We start from the raw sequence: 17,033 nt of genomic DNA, 5'->3' as shown, positions 1-17,033 counted from the left end.
GGTCAGTCCGCCCGCACGAGGTCCGGGACGAGGTCCGCGGCGAGGGCGGCCTCGCCGGCGGGCACCAGGTGGGAGTAGCGGCGGGTGGTCCTGCTCCACTCCAGGTAGCCGCTCATCGCCGTGCGCATGCAGTCCGTGATCAGGGCGGCGGTTCCGGCGTCCCGCGCCCCGACGCCGTCCGTCAGCCGCTGCTCCAGGACGAGGAACTCCTCGCACCACGCGGTGACCATGCCCTGGATCTCCCGGACGGTGTCCGCGCGTTCCCGCTCCCGGCCCCGCTCCCCGGCGTGGGCGCGCGCCCGGTCCGGGGCGTTCTCGATGACGAGGACGAGGTTGTGGAGGTCGCCGCGCGACTCCTCCTTCTCGACGGAGTGGACGTCGTTGAGCGTGTCGACGACGTCCGCGGTGATGTCGAGCATCCGGCGCACCACGGGCTGGCTGTACAGCCGGTCGGGGAGTTCGAAGCCGTAGGCCTTCTGGCTGAGGTCCAGCATGGCGTGGACGAAGCCGGAGCGGCGGCGCAGTTCGGCGTACTCGGCGAGGGTCGGGACGTGTCGGTGGGCGCGGTTCCGGGCCTCCTGGGTGTACGCGCCGAGGAACCACTGCCAGTGCTGTCCGGTGCGCTCCAGCCAGGCGGGGGAGGCGCCGTCGGCGAGGCGCCGCCACACGTCGCCGAACGCCCGCAGCAGCGGCCCGGCACCCGCCGGGGGCCGGCCACCGGCCGCGATGACGCGGTTGAAGTCCGCGCAGACGGCGCCCACCCGGTCGGGCCGGTCGGCCAGCGGGCCGTCCACGTGGTCGTCGAGGAAGGTGGCGACCACCACGGCGTCCACCGTCAGGTCCAGCCGGGCCCCGCCCGTCCGGGGGTTCCAGACGGCCATCAGTCCGGCGATGTCCCAGCGCAGGAAGCGCGCCTCGTCGACCGGGTCCGCGAGGAGCCCCTGCCGCCGGCTCCAGAGCAGGCTGCGCCGCCGGGCGGCGTCGGCGTCCGGGCTGGTCGCGGCGTCGAAGGGGAGGGTGAACGCGGTGTCCTGAGGCATGGGGACGCCCTTTCGAACGCGAGGGTGGGCCGGCCGCCGTTCGCCCCAAGGGTCGCCGCGACGGCCCTCCGGCCGCAAGGGCGCACGGTGGGGCGTGTCGCCGTCGACGGCCGGGGCCGGCGGTTACCTTGCCCCGTAGCCGCCGATCGTGGTCCGGTGGTGTCCGGCCACCTCCTCCTGACGGGAGCGACGAATGAGCGCGAACGACCCGGAAGTCCGGTTCGACGAACGGTTCAGCGACCCCGGGGCGGGCGCGACGCCGTGGGAGACCGTCCGTGAGGTGCTGGAGTCGGCACAGCTGTTCTGGATCACCACGGTGCGGTCCGACGGCCGCCCCCACGTCACGCCCCTGGTGGCCGTGTGGCTCGACGGGCAACTGCACTTCACCACCGGCTCCGAGGAGCAGAAGGCCGTGAACCTGGACAGGAACCGGCAGGTGGCGCTGGCCACCGGCTGCAACCACTGGGACCGGGGGCTCGACGTGGTGGTGGAGGGTCTGGCCGAGCGGGTCACCGCGCGCCCCGCGCTCGAACGCCTCGCCGCCGCCTGGACGACCAAGTGGAACGGCGAGTGGCGGTTCCGGGTGACGGCGGAGGGCTTCGCCCACCAGGACGGGGGCGAGGCCCTGGTCTTCGCGGTGCGGCCCGCCAAGGTCCTCGCCTTCGCCAAGGGCGGCTTCGGCCAGACCGCTTACCGCTTCGACGGTGACCGGACCGCCGAGCCGCGGACCTGACCGGAGGAGGAAGGGTTTGGACGGCCCGCGTGCCGGCCGGGGCTAGGCCGGGCGGCAGGCGGGCCGTGGGGACCACCATGGCCCGTCCGCCCCCGGACGGCCAGGGGCGCACGGGGGCGCCCGGGCGTGCACGGTGGCGCGCCCGGGCGGGCGAACGGCGACGGAGCGTCCGAAAGCTCCGCAAGCCGGTCGGACCCCGCGAAGCGGGTCAGACCGTTCCCGAGTGCTCCGGCGTCCGGGGGCCGGCGGGGCGTGCGCCGGCGGCGTCCGGAGTGGTGGACACGGGCGCCACCGTCCAGTCCGGGTGGCCGGGCACCGGCGGGGTGCGCCGCCCGTACAGCCAGTCGTCCAGGAAGCCGCTGAGGTCCTGCCCGGAGACCTCGGAGGCGGTGCGGACGTAGTCCCGGGTGGTGGCGGTGCCGTGGCGGTGCTCGCGCAGGAAGGTCCGCTCGATCCGGTCGAAGGTGGCCGCCCCGACCTTCTCCCGGAGGGCGAACAGCACCAGGGCGCCGCCGGTGTAGCGCTGGTCGTCGAAGAGCGTGTCGGCGGTGGGCGAGGCGACCGGGCCGGAGTCGTGCCGCCACTGGTCGCCGAGGTGGTGGACCCGGCGCATCCGGGCGGTCAGGGTGGTGTCGCCCCAGGCGTCGGGCCAGCCGCGCTCGTAGCGGTAGGCGAGGCCGTAGTAGTCGGCATGGCCCTCGTTGAGCCACAGGTCGGCCCAGGTGGCGGGGGTGACGCTGTCGCCGAACCAGGAGTGCACCAGCTCGTGCATCATGTGCGAGCCGATCGCCGGTTCGGCCTGGCGCAGGAAGCCCGGCTTGTAGAGGGTGAGGGTCTGGGTCTCCAGCCCGGTGAAGCGGAAGGCCGCCGGGTCGTCGGTGTCGACCGGCAGGATGCCGTAGGACTCGAACGGGAACGGCCCCAAGTGCTGTTCGGCCCAGCGGACTTGGTCGGCGGTGAGGTCCAGGGCCGGGGCCAGCTCGGCGACCCGGGCGGTCGGTACGACATCGCGCAGCGGCAGCCCGTGCGGGCCGGTGCGCGCGCGGACGGTGTAGTCGCCGACGGACACCTGGACGAGTTCGGTGGCCATCGGCTCGCGGGAGACGTACCGCCGGGTGGTGCGGCCGTCGCCGAGCGGCACGGTCCGGGTCAGCTCCCCGTTGGCGACGCCCAGCAGTGGATCCGGCGCGGTCACCGTGATGGTGAAGCGGGCCTTGTCGCTCGGGTGGTCGTTGCACGGGAAGACGGTGTGGGCACTGGCGGGCTGCCCGGCCACCGCGAAGCCGTTCGCGGTCGGCACCCAGCCGGTGTGCGGCAGGGCGGCGCGCGGGTCGGCGGTGTACTCGACGGTCAGCCGCGCGGTGCTGCCGCGGCGCAGCGGTTCCCCGGGGGTGACGGTCAGTTTCTCGTCGTGGACGGCGAACCGGGCCGCCCGCCCGTCGACCCGGACGGCGTGCACGTCGAGCCCGAGCGCGTCCAGTGACAGGGCGGCCGTGGTCCGGGTGGTCCGGGCGGTGATCACCGCGGTGGCGTCCACGGTCCGGGTGTCGGCCCGGTACTCGAAGGACAGGTCGTAGGCGAGCGCCCGGTACCCGGGGTTGCCGAGCGAGGGGTAGACCGGATCGCCGAGCCCGTCCGCGGCGGTGGCCGGCGGGGCGCTCGCGGCCAGCAGCACCGCACCGAGGGCGAGCGCCGGGGCGAGTCCGGCACGGAGCCTGCGCAGCGGGACCAAGGGGGATCACCACACTTCGGAGGTCGGGGCCGGAGGGTCGGGGCCGGTGCGTGCGCGACGCACTGGCCACGGATGACGGATGCTAGGGCGTGTCTGACAATTCCCGCCGGGCGCGCGACGCCGGGGCACGCACCTCGCCGCGTTGTCGTCAGTCGCCGATGCTCCGCATGGACTCCCTCCTCCGCCTTGCGATGCACGCACCCCAACGGCGCGCGCTGATCCGACGCGAATTGTCAGACACGCCCTAGTGGACCGTCAGCTCCGCCCGGCCGAACCGTGCCGACACGCGCGCGTCCCCCGGACGGACCACGGTGCTGGCGGCGCCCCCGGGCCGGGGCTAGCGTTCGTAGTGCTCCGTCCCCTGACGGACGGGGCCACGGCCGTCGGAGAACCTGGCCAGGTCCGGCGGCCGTACTCCTGTGCCCGTACTCCTGTGCCCGGACGCCCTCCCGGACGCACCGCGTAGGCTGGCCCCCGGACGACGCCCGCGTACCGGATGCCAGGAGCCGCCGTGACCAGCCCCGCTTCGCACCTCCTGGTGATCGGTGAGTGCGTCGCCGACATCGTCCGCACGGACGGCGCCCCCGACCGGGTCCACCCCGGGGGCAGCCCGGCGAACGTCGCGTACGGCCTGGCCCGGCTGGGCCACCCGGCGGTGCTGCTCACCGAGCTGGGGCCGGACGCCGACGGGCGGCTGATCCGCCGCCACCTGGAGTCGGCCGGGGTGGTGGTCCGGGCGGCCGAGGTGGCCCGGACGCCCTCGGCGGTGGTGCGGCTGGACGGGCAGGGGCGGGCCGAGTACACCTTCGACATCGGTTGGACGCTGCCGCCGACCGAACTCCCCGCCGCTCCCGCCGCGATCCACCTCGGCTCGATCGGCGCGGTCACCGAGCCGGGCGCCGCCGCGGTGCTCGCCCTGGTGGAGCGCTGGCGCGACCGGGTGCCGGTCAGCTACGACCCGAACGTGCGCCCCGCGCTGATGGGCGAGCGGGCGGCGGCGGTGCGCCGGGTCGAGCGCTGCGTGGCGCTGAGCGAGCTGGTGAAGGCCAGCGACGAGGACCTCGGCTGGCTCTACCCGGGCGAGCCCGTCGAGGCGGTCGCCGAGCGCTGGCTCGCCCTGGGGCCCGCCGTGGTCGCGGTGACCCTCGGGGCGGAGGGCGCCCTGGCGCTCACCGCGGCGGGCCGCCGGGAGCGGGTGGCGGCCGTCCCGGTCGCCGTGGCGGACACCGTCGGCGCCGGTGACTCCTTCATGGCGGCCCTGCTGCATGCCCGCGCGGCCGGCGAGGAGCTGGCCGACTGCCTCGCCGAGGCCGTCACCGCCGCCGCGCTGACCGTCTCCCGCCCCGGTGCCAACCCGCCCTCGGCCGCCGAGCTGGCCGCGGTCCTGGAGCGCCGCCGGGCGGCCGGGGCGCGGTAGCCGGGGCCGCCCGGCGGCGCTCAACTCCCCTGGCAGCCCGGCTCGGTGAGGTCCTTGCCGTACCAGACCTCGGAGTACGGGCCGGTGTCGCCGTACGCCGGGATCTCCCGGTAGCCGTTGCGCAGGTAGAGGGTGCGGGCCTCGATCAGGTCGAGGCGGGTGTCCAGGACGATCCGCTCGGCGCCCATGGTGCGGGCGGCCCGGTCGACGGCGGCGAGCAGCTGGGCGCCGCCGCCGGTGCCGCGCAGGCCGGGGCGGACGAAGACCCGGGTGAGTTCGACGGTGGTGGCGTCGTAGCGGCGCAGGCCGGCGCAGGACTGGGGCGCGCCGTCGTAGCGGCCGAGCAGGAAGAGGCCGGTGGGGGCGGCCAGGTCGTCGCTGGGGGAGTCGGCGAGGCCGGACTCCAGTTCCTCCGGGGTGCCCTCGCGGCCCAGGTGGAGGCGGTAGTAGCGGTTGGCCACGTCGTAGTAGTACTCGCGCAGCAGGTCCGTGGCCTCGGGGGTGGTCACGTCGGTGGTGGTGATGGTCCAGCGGTCGGTCATGCGCGCATGATCCGTTTCCGGGCGCGGTGGTCGCAAAGGGTTTTCCTGCCGGTGGCGGAGGATTCGGCAAAGGATCGGCAAGGCGGGCGGCGTGCCGTTGCCCCGGGCGGGTGACGGAGGGTTGGCGGGAGCGCCCGGCGGGGGAGCAGTAGCAGCTATGAACGGACCATCAGTTTGTCGCATTAACGGAGATCTGAGGAAAGGTCAGCAGCGGCGCGGCGCACGCACCGGCCTGCTGGCCGCCGTCTGCCTCACCGCCGTGGTCACCGGCTGCGCCGGTCCCGCCACCCCGTCGAAGCCCGCCCCGGCCGTCGGGGCACCCGCCGCCGGAGCTCCCGCGGCGCCCGCCGCCGCGCCCGCCGGCTCCGCTGCGGCGTCGACGGCCACCGGGGCGGCCCAAGCCGCCCCGCCGCTGCTCCCCGGCCTGGCCCGGGAACAGGAGGAGACCAGCAGCGAGGCGGCCGCCCGCCAGGCCGACCTGGCCCGCGCCGCCCTGGAGACCGCCCGGCGCTGGGGCCTGGACCGCCCGCCGCTCAAGGCCCCGGGCCGCCCGGCGGCCAAGGCCGTCCTCACCCCGGTGCAGGGCGTCAAGCTCAAGGACGGCCGCCCGCCCGTGGTGTTCCGGGTGCCGACCCAGGACAAGGTGGTCTTCCTCACCATCGACGACGGCTTCGAGAAGGACCCGGAGTTCTCCCGGATGGCGGCGGAGCTGGGGATCCCGCTCAGCGCCTTCCTCTCCGACTACCTCGTCCGCGACAACTACGGCTACTTCCGGGACCTGCACAAGCAGGGCGTGGAGATCAACAACCACACGATCAACCACCGCAACCTCAAGGTCCTCGACTACGAGACCCAGCGCCGGGAGATCTGCGACCAGCAGGACCAGCTGGAGCAGCAGATCGGCGTACGCCCCCGGCTGTTCCGCCCCCCGTACGGCGAGTACAACGACGACACCCTGCGCGCCGCCGCCTCCTGCGGGGTGCAGGCCGTCCCGCTGTGGAACGAGGAGGCCTTCCCGGACCACATGGAGTGGCGCTACGACGACCGGACGCTCCACCCGGGCGACATCATCCTCACCCACTTCCGCGGCATCTCCGACTGGAAGGCCACCATGCCGGACCTGCTGCGCAAGGTGCTCAACGAGGTCACCGCGGCCGGCTACTCGCTGGGCCGCCTGGACGACTACCTGTAGGGCGGGCCCGGCCGGCCGGGCCTCAGCCGAGCGAGAGGGCGTCGAGGTACACCCAGGCGCCCTCGTGCCGGACGAAGCGGCTGTGCTCGCTGAGCACGCCCTGCTCGCCGTCCTCGGTCCAGTGCGCGCGGAAGGCGACCGTGCCCTCGGCGTGGAAGGCACCGCCCTCGCTGGTGGAGAGCACCTCCAGCCCGGTCCAGCGCAGGGCCGGATCGAAGTCGACCTGGTCGGGCCGGGTGTCCGGGTGCCAGGTGCGCAGCAGGTAGGCCTCGTCCTGGGCGGCGAAGGCGCTGAACCGGGAGCGCATCAGCGACTCGGCGGTGGTGGCCTTCGCCAGGCCGCGGTGCAGCCGGCCGCAGCAGTCGCCGTAGGCGGCGGGCAGGCCGCACGGGCACGGGGAGGACGGCAGCAGCCGGGGAGCGGCGGGGCGGGGCGCGGAACGACGTCGGGACATGCCGACCATTGTCCCCCACGGCCGGTCGGCGCCCGCCGGGCCCGCCCCACCACCGGGAGGGCGGGCCCAGGGGGTTACGCGGGCCGCCGGAAGGAGTAGTTGAAGGCGGCGTCGCCGAAGTGGCCCATCATCCGGAGCCAGAACGGCATCAGCATCTCGGTCGCCCGGGCGCCGGTGATGTCCCCGAGGTCGACGATCCAGTCGGCCGGCCAGCCGAACTCGCCCAGCAGGGCGACCGCCTCGGCCTTGGCGGCGTCGTCGTTCCCGGCGATGAAGAGGTTGTGCGCACCGGCCAGCTTGCCCGGTGCGACCATCAGCTCGCAGTTCAGCGTGTTGAGCGCCTTCACCACCCGGGCCTCGGGGAACTCGCGCTGGATCTGCTCGCCGATACTGTCGGTGTTGCACGGGGCGAGGCTGACGCCCTCGGGCCCGAACACCAGCGGGTTGGACACGTCGATCAGCAGCTTCCCGGCGAGGTGCTCCGCCCCGGCCGCGCGCAGCGCCGCCAGCGAGACCGTTCCGCCGGTGGCGTTCAGCACCACCTCCCCGAAGGCCGCCGCCTCGGCGAAGGTCCCGCAGCTGCCGGCAGGGCCGGCCTGCCGGGCCCAGGCCAGCCCCTTCTCGTTGTCCTTGCTCCGGGAGCCCAGTGCCACCTGGTGGCCGAGCGAGACCAGCTTGTCCGCGAGGGTCTGCCCGACCATGCCCGTGCCGATGATTCCGATGCGCATGGTTCCCCGTTCGTCCGGTTCCTCCGCCCGTCGAAGGGCGGCCGCGACGACCTTAGGGGGTGCCCGGTGGGATTCCGGGGGGCACACGCCGGGGCCGATGCTCAGGATGGCGAAGAACTCCACCGCGAGCGCGGTCGGCGCCACCAGGGAGAGGGCCACCCGGGCCCGTCGGAACAGCCGGGCCGCGGGCCACTGGAGTCCGCCCGGGGGCGGGTACTCAGATCCGCGGTTCGCCGAACCAGCCGTGCAGCGCCCGGTCCAGCCCCTCCCAATCGGCCTCGCCGGGGGTGCAGGCCCAGGCGACGTAGCCGTCCGGGCGCAGCAGCAGTGCTCCGGCGGGCGGTGGTGCCTGGGGGCAGTGGGCGGCGAGGACGTCGACCCGGTCCTTCCAGCCGGCCGCCCGGTCCGCGAGGCCGAGCGTGCCGCCGGTCAGGTCGAGCAGCAACGGCCTTCCACTGTGGGTGAGTTCGGCCAGGCGGGTGCTCCCGGTCGGGGTGTCGAGGGCGAGCTCCGGGGCGAAGCCCCCAGCGAGCGGGTGCGGGCAGTCGGTGTCGTAGCGGACGTCGCTGCCCGCCATCAGGGCGGCTATCCGGGCGAGGTTCTCCTGGTGGGCGATCAGCTCGCCGACCAGGGCGCGCAGCGCGGTGATCCCGGGGCCGGGGGCCATCAGGGCCAGCTGGGCCTGGGAGTGCATGAAGACCCGCTCGCCGACCGGCCGACGCTCGTGCTGGTAGCTGTCCAGCAGGCCGGGCGGGGCCCAGCCCCGCAGCTCGGCGGCGAGCTTCCAGCCCAGGTTGGCGGCGTCCTGGAGGCCGAGGTTGAGGCCGGGGCCGCCGGTCGCGGCGTGCACGTGCGCGGCGTCGCCGACCAGCAGGACGCGGCCCTCGCGGTACCGCTCGGCGAGCCGGGTGTTGTAACCGACGGTGCGGCGCGGGGTGAACGGTCCCGCCGTACGGGCCGGGGCGAGCGGCAGGTCGGCGCCGGTGACCCGGCGGATGCTGGCGCGCAGCTCGTCCAGGGTGAGCGGGCCGGCCTCGTCGACCGGCGGGCCGCCCCACTCCATGGTGGCGATCATGGTGGCGTCCGGGCCGAACGGGGAGATGACGAACACGCCGTGCTCGGTGCGGGTGTGGGTCCACGGCCCGAACGGGGTCGGGCAGCCGGGCAGCAGGATCCTGCCGTCGTCGGTGGTGCTCAGGCCCTCGGGCGGCAGCACGTGGGCGATCCGGGAGACCGGCTCGGGTGAAGTGACGCCGGGGAAGCCGATCCCGGCGTGCTTGCGGACGGTGCTGCGGCCGCCGTCCGCGCCGACCAGGTAGCGGGTGCGCAACTGCCGTGCGCCGTCCGGGCCGTGGAGGTCCACGGTGACCCCGTCCTGGTCCTGGGTGAAGCCGGTGACCTCGCACCGGCGCAGGATGGTGACGCCCAGCGCGAGGGCGTGTTCCTCCAGGACGGCCTCGATCCGGTGCTGCGGGACCGGCAGGGCGTGCAGCGGATTGTCGTCGAGCCGGTGCAGTTCCAGCGGGAAGGCGCCGAAGACGAACCGGGGTATCGGCCGCGGCGCACCCGCGGCACCGCTGAGCGGCTGGTGGAGGCCGCGGTGGTCGAGCAGCCGGAGCACCTGTCCGACCAGGCCGTTGGCCTTCTGCTCGCCGGAGCGCTCGGCCAGCCGGTCCAGCACCACCGGCCGGACGCCGGCCAGGGTCAGTTCGCAGGCCAGGAACAGCCCGACCGGGCCTGCGCCGACGATGACGACCTCGTTGGTCATGTCAATTCCCCCAGGGGTGTGACGGGTTCACCGGATGGACGGATCGGGCAGCCCCGCCGCGAGCTGGCGCAGCGCCTCGGCGAACAGCGACTTGAAGGGCACCACCGGATCGGCGACCAGGTAGTGCTCGTTGGCGACCTGCAGCGCGGAGAGCGCGGCGGCGGCCACCAGCTTCGGGTAGAGGTCCCGGTCGGGATCGGTGCCGGTGCGGGCGGCGACCGCGGCAGTGAGCCCGGCCCTGGTCTGCGCGCCGCCGCGGAACAGCTCGGCCTGGAGCGAGGGTTCGCGCAGCAGTCGTCGTAGGGCGGCGACCCAGCCGGGGGCGGGTTCCTCCTCGGCGCCTTCGAAGGGTTCGACCAGGGCCTGGGACAGCGCCTCCCACAGCGGTTCCTCCGCCGGGCGGGTGGCCAGGGCCTCGGCGGCGCGCAGGATCCGGTTGCGGTGCCGGAAGACGATCGCCTCGGCCTTGCTGGAGAAGTAGTTGTTGTAGGTGCGCGGGGACACCCCGGCCGCGGCCGCGATGTCCTCGACCCGGACGTTCTCCAGTCCCCGCTCCACCGCCAGGCTCAGCGCCGCCCAGCTGAGCGCCTCCCGCGTCGCGGCCTTCTTCCGTTCCCGCAGTCCGGGCTCTCCGTCCGTCATGGCACCACTCTCCCGCCAAACATGCGTGTTGCGCAATAGTGCGTGGCACGCAAGTTTTTTCGGGGCGGCCGGGGCCATGGCGAGCCGCCCGCCACCTGCGGTTCGTCGCTGGTAGTAGTTGCGTGGTCGCGGAGCGGCTCCGCGCAGGAGCCCGTCCGCGCAGGAATTCCGGCGGGACGACCGACAGGACGTGAGGAGCGGGCATGAGTGGCAGACGGCGTCCACCGCGGGCGCGGACCCCGCGCCAGGGCGGCGCGGCCGGCGGCGGCCGGATGAACTCCCGGGTGGAGATCGCCCGCATCGAGGGCTTCCTGGCCTGGGAGGCGGAGGTCGCGGCGGCCGAACGCGACGCCCGCGCCTTCGCCGCCCAGTTCTCCTGGCTGCCGGAGGCCGAGCGGGAGGACCTGGAGCGGGCCTACGCCGCCGACCGGCTGCGCTACGCCGAGGAGGTCGTCGACCGCGCCGTCGACCGCTGCCGCCGGCTGGCCGCCCGCTACCGCGCCGAGTGCCGCCGGGTCTGCACCCGCTGGGCGGCGCTCTGCCTCTCCGTCACCCTGGCGGCGGCCCTGTTCGCCGTCGTCCCGGCGGCCCTGCGGGGCTGAACCGCCGATCCGCGCTCACGACACGACCAGGGCCCGCCGCGCCGTTTCCGGTGCAGCGGGCCCTGGTCGTGCCGGGAGCGCGGTCAGTGGTGGCCGTGGCCGCTGGTGATCTCCTCGTGCTCCTCGACGGTGGGCTTGGCGATCTGGCTGCCCTCGCCGTAGAAGCCGCGGGACAGCTTGGCCCGGGTGCGGGTCCACAGGCCGGCCCGGCGGGCGACGCCGTTCTCGTCCACCTCGGGCTGCAGCTCGACCGGCTCGGGCTGCTCGTGCGAGGTGAGGGTGTAGACCCGGCCCGGCGGCAGCGGCGCGTGCACCTCGATGAACTCGCCGTGCTGCAGCCGGTTGATCACGCCGGTCTCCCGGCCGTGCAGCACCTTCTCCTTGTCCCGCCGCTGCAGGCCCAGGCACCAGCGCTTGGTGATCACGAACAGCGCCACCGGGAGGGCGAAGAAGCCGATCCGCACGGCGTAGGTGATCGCGTTGATCGACAGGTGGAAGTGGGTCGCCAGCAGGTCGTTGCCGCCGCCGGCCAGCAGGATCAGGTAGAGGCCCATCCAGGCCACGCCGAAGGCGGTGCGGACGGGGTGGTTGCGCGGACGGTCGGCGATGTGGTGCTCGCCGCGGTCCCCGGTGACCCAGGCCTCCAGGAACGGCCAGCACCAGATGGCGAGCAGTACCGTCGGGAAGACCATCAGCGGAATGAACACCCCGAGGTTCAGGGTGTGGCCGCCCCAGACGCTGATCTCCCAGCCCGGCATCACGCGGATCAGGCCCTCGGAGAAGCCCATGTACCAGTCCGGTTGGGCGTCGGTGGACACCTGGTCCGGCCGGTAGGGGCCGTACGCCCAGATCGGGTTGATGGTGGCGATCGCCGACATGAACGCGATCACGCCGAAGACCAGGAAGAAGAAGCCGCCGGCCTTGCCCATGTAGACCGGCATCAGCGGCATGCCGACCACGTTGTCGTTGGTGCGGCCGGGCCCGGCGAACTGGGTGTGCTTGTGGTAGAAGACCAGGATCAGGTGCGCCGCGAGCAGGCCCACCATGATGCCCGGGATCAGCAGGATGTGGACGGTGAACAGCCGCGGGATGATGTCGGTGCCCGGGAACTCGCCGCCGTAGATGAAGAACTGCAGGTAGGTGCCGACGATCGGGACGGCCAGCACGGCGCCTTCCATGAAGCGGATGCCCGTGCCGGAGAGCAGGTCGTCGGGCAGCGAGTAGCCCATGAAGCCGTCGAACATGCCGAGGAACAGCAGCAGCGCGCCGAAGATCCAGTTGATCTCGCGGGGCTTGCGGAAGGCGCCGGTGAAGAACACCCGCAGCATGTGGGTCAGCATCGAGGCGATGAAGACGACGGCCGCCCAGTGGTGGATCTGGCGCATCAGCAGGCCGCCGCGGACCTCGAAGCTGATGTTGATCGTCGAGGCGTAGGCCTCGGACATCCGGATGCCCTTGAGCGGGACGTAGGAGCCGTCGTAGACGACCTCGCCCATGCTCGGATTGAAGAAGAGGGTCAGCCAGACGCCGGTCAGGATGATGATGACGAAGGTGTAGAGCGCGATCTCGCCCAGCATGAAGGACCAGTGGTCCGGGAAGATCTTGCGCAGGTTGGCCTTGGCGAGGGAGTAGATGCCGAGCCGGCCGTCCGTCCAGTCGGCGAGGGCTTCGGCCGGGTTGGCCGGTTTGGCGCGGGTGCTGGTCACCGGTCCCGGCTGCGACTGCTGGTCGGTTCTCACGACGGGCTCCCCGGCGTTCTCGGCGTGCCGGCGTGGAGGCCCGTCGGCGAGGACGCCGGCCGGCGAAGTGTTGTGATCATGGGACCTCTCGATACGGGTCCGCCGGGTGGACCGGCGCGCGGACCTGGGCGGTTCGCTGGACCCGTTGCTCAGGGTGATGGAGCGCTTACTCTGTCATGCTGTCGGCAGGGGGCCGACTGTGCACGTCCATCGGGCCGTCCGGCCGCTCGTGTCGGGCCGGACGGGGGTTGCTGACGCCCGATCGGCTGGCCGCCGGTCGGGGCGGGCGGGGGTGATGCTGCGCCCGGGTGCAGCTGAACCGTTTCGGCGCGTGCCGCGTCCGGGTGCCGCACGGGGCCGGGCCTACGCTGCGCCAATGGTGGATCACCGTGAACTCCTCGAGTCCGTCACCGAGGCCCTGTCCCGCGCCGGGTTCGACACCACGCCGGGCACCTCGCCGCTGTCGATCGACCGTCACCCCGAGGGGGTGGCGGTCGGCTGGTCCCCCGGGGTGGAGACGGACGGTCAGCCCTCCGGGTCGGCGCGGGCGGCGCTGAGCGGGGCGGCCGCACTCGTCCTGCGGGAGCGGGGCTTCCTGGTCACCGGAACGGAGGAGGGGGAGCTGCTGGTGCGCTGCGCCGAACCGGTGACGGTCCCTCCGGAGCCCGGGCCCGAGGTGGCACCCGAGCAGTGGTGGGGGTGACCCGGCCCGGCCGTGGACGGCCCCGACGGCTCCGACGTGCGGAGTTGGCCGGAGCATGGGCGTTCCCATACCGAACCCTTACCTGAACGGGGGGTGCAGTTGACCGCCGTCCCTCTAAGGTTTGCCTAAGCTAAGCGAAACGCCCTGGACCACGGTGTCCGGGGCGTTCGCCGTGCCGTTCCGCCGCCGCCGCGGCGGCGCACTCCAGACAGGTACGACCCGGGGCGGCCCGGGGGAGGAGCCCGCTGCATGTGGGATGAGGCGTTTCCGAGCTTTCTGATCGGGCTGCGCGAGGGACTCGAAGCGGGCCTGATCGTCTCGATCCTGGTCGCCACGCTGGTGCGGGCCGGTCAGAAGGGCCGGCTCCCCCAGGTCTGGACGGGCGTCGCGGCGGCCGTCGCACTCAGCCTCAGCTTCGGCGCGGTACTCACCTTCACCGCCGCCAACCTCTCCGGCCACGCCCAGGAGGCGTTCGGCGGGGTGCTGAGCCTGATCGCGGTCGGCTTCGTCACCGCGATGGTGTTCTGGATGCGCCGCTCCGCGCGCACCCTCTCCGCCGACATCAAGGAGAAGGTCCAGGCCTCGCTGGCCATGGGCGCGGGTGCGCTGGTGCTCACCAGCTTCCTCGCCGTCGCCCGGGAGGGCCTGGAGACCTCGCTCTTCCTGTGGACCAACGCCCGCACCGCCGGGGAGTCCACCGGGCCGATCATCGGCGCCGCCGTCGGCCTGCTGCTCTCCGTCGCGCTCTGCTGGGGCCTGTACCGCCGGGCCCTCAGGATGAACCTCACCAAGTTCTTCACCATCACCGGCGCCGGCCTGATCGTGGTCGCCGCGGGCGTGCTCGGCTACGGCCTGCGCGACCTCCAGGAGTCCGGGCTGGTCGGCGGCGGCAGCTCGTACGCCTTCGACCTGAGCGGGCACCTGGACGCCTCGTCCTGGTACGCCACGCTGGTCCAGGGCACCCTCAACCTGACCGTCACCATGACGGTCCTCCAGGTCGTCGGCTACATCGCCTACCTGAGCATCGTGATGACCCTGTTCATCGAGGGCGTGCGCGGCGGCAAGGCGGCCCCGGCCCCGGCCGCAGCGGCGGCGGCAGCGGCGGCGGCGGTCGAGGCGAAGCCCGCGGCGGATGCGGCGGATGCGGAGCAGGCCGGGCCGGTGCGCACCGGGCGGCCGCGCTGGGTGCTGCCGACCGCGCTGGTCGCCGTACCGGTCGTGGTGGCCGGCGCCGTGATCGCCGTCAGCGACGGCAAGCAGGACAGCTCCGCCACCGTCGCGGTCTCCGAGAAGGAGTGCGGCAAGGGCTTCGGCAACCCCCAGCCGGGCCAGCAGGTGTTCCAGATGCACAACACCGGCGACAAGGTCTCCGAGGTCTACCTGGTCAACCCGGGCACCGGCGCGGTCTACGGCGAGATCGAGGGCCTGGCCCCCGGCACCACCCGGGCGCTGACCGCCACCATCGGCTCCGGCGACTACGCCTGGCGCTGCGTGCCCACCGGCGGCACCACCGCCACCTCCGCCACCGTGCACGTCTCCGGCGGTGCCGAGGTCAAGGCCGTCAAGCCGGTCTCCGAGGACGACCTCAAGGCCCCGCTGGACAGCTACAAGGACTACGTCACCAAGGGCCTCGCGACCCTGATGACGCAGACCCAGAAGATCCAGACCGACGTGCACGGCGGCGACCTCAACGCCGCCAAGGCGGACTGGCTCACCGCCCACCTCCAGTACGCCTCGCTCGGCGCCGCCTACGGCACCTTCGCCGACCTCGACAAGAAGATCGACGGCCGGGCCGACGGCTACGCCGACAAGGCCCAGGACCCGGGCTTCACCGGCTTCCTGCGGCTGGAGTACGGCCTCTGGCACGGCCAGTCCGCCGCCGACCTGACGCCGGTCGCCGACGAACTCGCCCAGAACGTCGCCAAGCTGGTGCACGACTTCCCCACCCAGGACTTCGATCCGGGCGACCTCCCGCTGCGCGCCCACGAGATCCTGGAGAACACCCTCCAGTTCGAGCTGACCGGCGACACCGACATGGGCAGCGGCACCAACCTCGCCACCACCCAGGCCAACCTGGCCGGCACCCAGGAGCTGCTGACCCTGCTCCGGCCGCTGCTCGACGAGCGTGACCCGCAGGTGCTGGTCCGGGTCGACGCCGGGATGAAGCGGGTCGGCGACCTCGTCGCCGCGGCGCACACCGCCGACGGCTGGACCCCGCTCGACAAGCTGCCCGACGGCACCCGCCGCCAGCTGAACGGCGCCACCGGCCAGCTGCTCGAAGACCTCTCGCCCATCCCCGCCCTGCTCGAGATCCGGAAGGCCGCCTGATGACCGACCACACCGCAGCCACCGGCTCCTGCCCGTTCCCGCACGCCGCTGCCGCCGTCGCCGCACCGGTCGCCCAGTCGGTCGCCGGGCCGGTCGCCGAGACGGTCGCCGACGCCGACCAGGGCGGCTGCCCGGCCGGTCCGGCCCGGCGCAGCTTCGTCCGGGCCGCGCTCGGCGCGGGCGCCGGGGCCGCCGTGCTGGCCGGCGGGGCGTTCACCCTCGGGGCCGAACCGGCCGCCGCCGGGGACTCCCACCAGCCGGCGAACGGGGTCGTCCCGTTCCACGGCGCCCACCAGGCCGGCGTCATCACCCCGGCGCCCGGCTTCGCCGCGTTCGTCTCCTGCCAGGTCATCGCCCAGGACCGCAAGGGCCTGGAGGACCTGTTCAAGACCCTGACCGAGCGGATCCGCCTGCTCACCGCCGGCGGCACCCCGCCCGATCTCGGCGTCGGCGCCCCGCCCTCGGACAGCGGCATCCTCGGCCCCACCGTGCCCACCGACAACCTCACCGTCACGGTCGGCGTCGGCGCCTCGCTGTTCGACGACCGCTACGGGCTCGCCAAGGCCAAGCCCGTCAAGCTGACGCCGATGAAGACCTTCCCCAACGACAACCTCCAGCCCGGCGAACTGCACGGCGACCTCTCGCTGCAGATCTGCGCCGACCAGCAGGACACCGTGCTGCACGCGCTGCGCGACATAACCCGGCACACCCGCGGGGCGATGCAGATCCTCTGGCGGATCGACGGCTTCAAGAGCGCCTCCCGCCCGGACGGCGCCCCGCGCAACCTGCTCGGCTTCAAGGACGGCATCGCCAACCCGGACACCACCTCCGCTCGTGAGACGGACCGGCTGATCTGGGTGACCGACGGCGCGGGCGAGCCCGCCTGGGCGACCGGCGGCAGCTACCAGGTGATCCGGATCATCCGGATGCTGATCGAGTTCTGGGACCGGGTCAAGCTCAGCGAGCAGGAGAAGATGTTCGGCCGCCGCCGCGACACCGGCGCGCCGCTGGACGGGCACCAGGAGAACGACGCGCCGGACTACGGCAAGGACCCGGACGGCAAGGCGATCCCGCTCAACGCGCACATCCGGCTGGCCAACCCGCGCACCGCCGACACCGACGCCTCGCGCATCCTGCGCCGCGGGTTCAACTACGACCGGGGCGTGGACAAGGCGGGCAACCTGGACATGGGCCTGGTGTTCTGCTGCTACCAGCAGGACGTGGTGCGGCAGTTCGAGGCCACCCAGACCCGGCTGATCGACGAGCCGCTGGTGGACTACATCTCGCCGACCGGCGGCGGGTACTTCTTCGTCCTGCCGGGCGTGAAGGACGACGCCGACTGGCTCGGGCGGGGACTGCTCGCCGCGGTCTGAGCCGGTCGGGCACCTGAACGGGCCCGGTGCGCCTGGTGCG

Annotated in this window: 15 protein-coding genes; 7 read left to right on the top strand and 8 right to left on the bottom strand. The window is 73.6% G+C overall.

From position 1 onward, the window contains the following. Positions 1 to 2 precede the first annotated feature (2 nt). Entirely contained in the window at positions 3 to 1,040 is a 1,038-nt protein-coding gene (locus ACIQWA_RS01610; protein ID WP_402476729.1) for a terpene synthase family protein, read from the bottom strand. 193 nt (positions 1,041 to 1,233) lie between these two features. On the opposite strand from ACIQWA_RS01610, the gene ACIQWA_RS01605 reads away from it, so the two are divergent. Beyond that, positions 1,234 to 1,773, top strand: coding sequence for a pyridoxamine 5'-phosphate oxidase family protein (locus tag ACIQWA_RS01605; RefSeq protein ID WP_402476726.1), 540 nt, complete (start codon positions 1,234 to 1,236; stop codon positions 1,771 to 1,773). A gap of 208 nt (positions 1,774 to 1,981) precedes the next feature. On the opposite strand, the gene ACIQWA_RS01600 is transcribed toward ACIQWA_RS01605, so the two are convergent. After that, positions 1,982 to 3,505 (bottom strand): M1 family metallopeptidase, encoded by a 1,524-nt coding sequence (locus ACIQWA_RS01600; protein WP_402476723.1) that lies wholly within the window; start codon positions 3,503 to 3,505, stop codon positions 1,982 to 1,984. Positions 3,506 to 4,016: 511 nt separating this feature from the next. On the opposite strand from ACIQWA_RS01600, the gene ACIQWA_RS01595 reads away from it, so the two are divergent. After that, positions 4,017 to 4,922, top strand: a complete 906-nt coding sequence (locus ACIQWA_RS01595) for a carbohydrate kinase (RefSeq protein WP_402476720.1) — start codon at positions 4,017 to 4,019, stop codon at positions 4,920 to 4,922. Positions 4,923 to 4,942: 20 nt separating this feature from the next. On the opposite strand, the gene ACIQWA_RS01590 is transcribed toward ACIQWA_RS01595, so the two are convergent. After that, positions 4,943 to 5,464 (bottom strand): GNAT family N-acetyltransferase, encoded by a 522-nt coding sequence (locus tag ACIQWA_RS01590; protein WP_402476718.1) that lies wholly within the window; start codon positions 5,462 to 5,464, stop codon positions 4,943 to 4,945. A 157-nt stretch (positions 5,465 to 5,621) separates the two neighbouring features. Here ACIQWA_RS01590 and ACIQWA_RS01585 point away from each other — a divergent pair, with 157 nt between their 5' ends. Beyond that, the gene (locus ACIQWA_RS01585; RefSeq protein ID WP_402476717.1) at positions 5,622 to 6,656 is read left to right on the top strand and encodes a polysaccharide deacetylase family protein; all 1,035 of its coding nucleotides are present in this window, start codon (positions 5,622 to 5,624) and stop codon (positions 6,654 to 6,656) included. A gap of 22 nt (positions 6,657 to 6,678) precedes the next feature. Here the strand turns inward: ACIQWA_RS01585 and ACIQWA_RS01580 are convergent, their stop codons facing one another. From ACIQWA_RS01580 to ACIQWA_RS01565, 4 genes are all read right to left on the bottom strand, one after another. Beyond that, on the bottom strand, positions 6,679 to 7,110 hold the full coding sequence (locus ACIQWA_RS01580) for a YchJ family protein (RefSeq protein WP_402476714.1): 432 nt from the start codon (positions 7,108 to 7,110) through the stop codon (positions 6,679 to 6,681). Positions 7,111 to 7,184: 74 nt separating this feature from the next. Beyond that, positions 7,185 to 7,838, bottom strand: coding sequence for an NADPH-dependent F420 reductase (locus ACIQWA_RS01575; RefSeq protein WP_402476712.1), 654 nt, complete (start codon positions 7,836 to 7,838; stop codon positions 7,185 to 7,187). 217 nt (positions 7,839 to 8,055) lie between these two features. After that, on the bottom strand, positions 8,056 to 9,606 hold the full coding sequence (locus ACIQWA_RS01570; protein ID WP_402476709.1) for an FAD-dependent monooxygenase: 1,551 nt from the start codon (positions 9,604 to 9,606) through the stop codon (positions 8,056 to 8,058). 27 nt (positions 9,607 to 9,633) lie between these two features. Then, positions 9,634 to 10,248 carry a TetR family transcriptional regulator gene (locus ACIQWA_RS01565; RefSeq protein ID WP_360230815.1) on the bottom strand — a complete coding sequence of 205 codons (615 nt, stop codon included), beginning with the start codon at positions 10,246 to 10,248 and terminating at the stop codon, positions 9,634 to 9,636. A 203-nt stretch (positions 10,249 to 10,451) separates the two neighbouring features. On the opposite strand from ACIQWA_RS01565, the gene ACIQWA_RS01560 reads away from it, so the two are divergent. Then, on the top strand, positions 10,452 to 10,850 hold the full coding sequence (locus tag ACIQWA_RS01560; RefSeq protein WP_402476706.1) for a cytochrome C oxidase subunit I: 399 nt from the start codon (positions 10,452 to 10,454) through the stop codon (positions 10,848 to 10,850). 83 nt (positions 10,851 to 10,933) lie between these two features. Here the strand turns inward: ACIQWA_RS01560 and ACIQWA_RS01555 are convergent, their stop codons facing one another. Further along, on the bottom strand, positions 10,934 to 12,556 hold the full coding sequence (locus ACIQWA_RS01555) for a ubiquinol-cytochrome c reductase cytochrome b subunit (RefSeq protein ID WP_360242279.1): 1,623 nt from the start codon (positions 12,554 to 12,556) through the stop codon (positions 10,934 to 10,936). A gap of 409 nt (positions 12,557 to 12,965) precedes the next feature. Here ACIQWA_RS01555 and ACIQWA_RS01550 point away from each other — a divergent pair, with 409 nt between their 5' ends. From ACIQWA_RS01550 to efeB, 3 genes are all read left to right on the top strand, one after another. Then, positions 12,966 to 13,292, top strand: coding sequence for a hypothetical protein (locus tag ACIQWA_RS01550; RefSeq protein WP_402476703.1), 327 nt, complete (start codon positions 12,966 to 12,968; stop codon positions 13,290 to 13,292). A 249-nt stretch (positions 13,293 to 13,541) separates the two neighbouring features. Further along, positions 13,542 to 15,620 (top strand): iron uptake transporter permease EfeU, encoded by a 2,079-nt coding sequence (gene efeU / locus ACIQWA_RS01545; protein ID WP_402476700.1) that lies wholly within the window; start codon positions 13,542 to 13,544, stop codon positions 15,618 to 15,620. Next, a complete protein-coding gene (efeB, locus tag ACIQWA_RS01540) occupies positions 15,620 to 16,993 on the top strand; it encodes an iron uptake transporter deferrochelatase/peroxidase subunit (protein WP_402476698.1) in 1,374 nt (457 codons plus the stop codon). The genes efeU and efeB overlap by 1 nt, the downstream gene beginning before the upstream one ends. The last annotated feature ends 40 nt before the right edge of the window (positions 16,994 to 17,033 follow it).

Source organism: Kitasatospora sp. NPDC098652 (genome assembly GCF_044760155.1).
Lineage (GTDB): Bacteria > Actinomycetota > Actinomycetes > Streptomycetales > Streptomycetaceae > Kitasatospora.
The sequence above is the reverse complement of the archived record's forward strand: the minus strand, read 5'-3'. Positions and strand labels throughout refer to the sequence as shown.

Excerpts from the sequence above, each read along its gene's own strand:
- ACIQWA_RS01610 (WP_402476729.1), bottom strand. The coding sequence starts at position 1,040 with ATGCCTCAGGACACCGCGTTCACCCTCCCCTTCGACGCCGCGACCAGC.
- ACIQWA_RS01605 (WP_402476726.1), top strand. The coding sequence starts at position 1,234 with ATGAGCGCGAACGACCCGGAAGTCCGGTTCGACGAACGGTTCAGCGAC.
- ACIQWA_RS01590 (WP_402476718.1), bottom strand. The coding sequence starts at position 5,464 with ATGACCGACCGCTGGACCATCACCACCACCGACGTGACCACCCCCGAG.
- ACIQWA_RS01585 (WP_402476717.1), top strand. The coding sequence starts at position 5,622 with ATGAACGGACCATCAGTTTGTCGCATTAACGGAGATCTGAGGAAAGGT.
- ACIQWA_RS01580 (WP_402476714.1), bottom strand. The coding sequence starts at position 7,110 with ATGTCCCGACGTCGTTCCGCGCCCCGCCCCGCCGCTCCCCGGCTGCTG.
- ACIQWA_RS01575 (WP_402476712.1), bottom strand. The coding sequence starts at position 7,838 with ATGCGCATCGGAATCATCGGCACGGGCATGGTCGGGCAGACCCTCGCG.
- ACIQWA_RS01570 (WP_402476709.1), bottom strand. The coding sequence starts at position 9,606 with ATGACCAACGAGGTCGTCATCGTCGGCGCAGGCCCGGTCGGGCTGTTC.
- ACIQWA_RS01565 (WP_360230815.1), bottom strand. The coding sequence starts at position 10,248 with ATGACGGACGGAGAGCCCGGACTGCGGGAACGGAAGAAGGCCGCGACG.
- ACIQWA_RS01560 (WP_402476706.1), top strand. The coding sequence starts at position 10,452 with ATGAGTGGCAGACGGCGTCCACCGCGGGCGCGGACCCCGCGCCAGGGC.
- ACIQWA_RS01550 (WP_402476703.1), top strand. The coding sequence starts at position 12,966 with ATGGTGGATCACCGTGAACTCCTCGAGTCCGTCACCGAGGCCCTGTCC.
- efeU (WP_402476700.1), top strand. The coding sequence starts at position 13,542 with ATGTGGGATGAGGCGTTTCCGAGCTTTCTGATCGGGCTGCGCGAGGGA.
- efeB (WP_402476698.1), top strand. The coding sequence starts at position 15,620 with ATGACCGACCACACCGCAGCCACCGGCTCCTGCCCGTTCCCGCACGCC.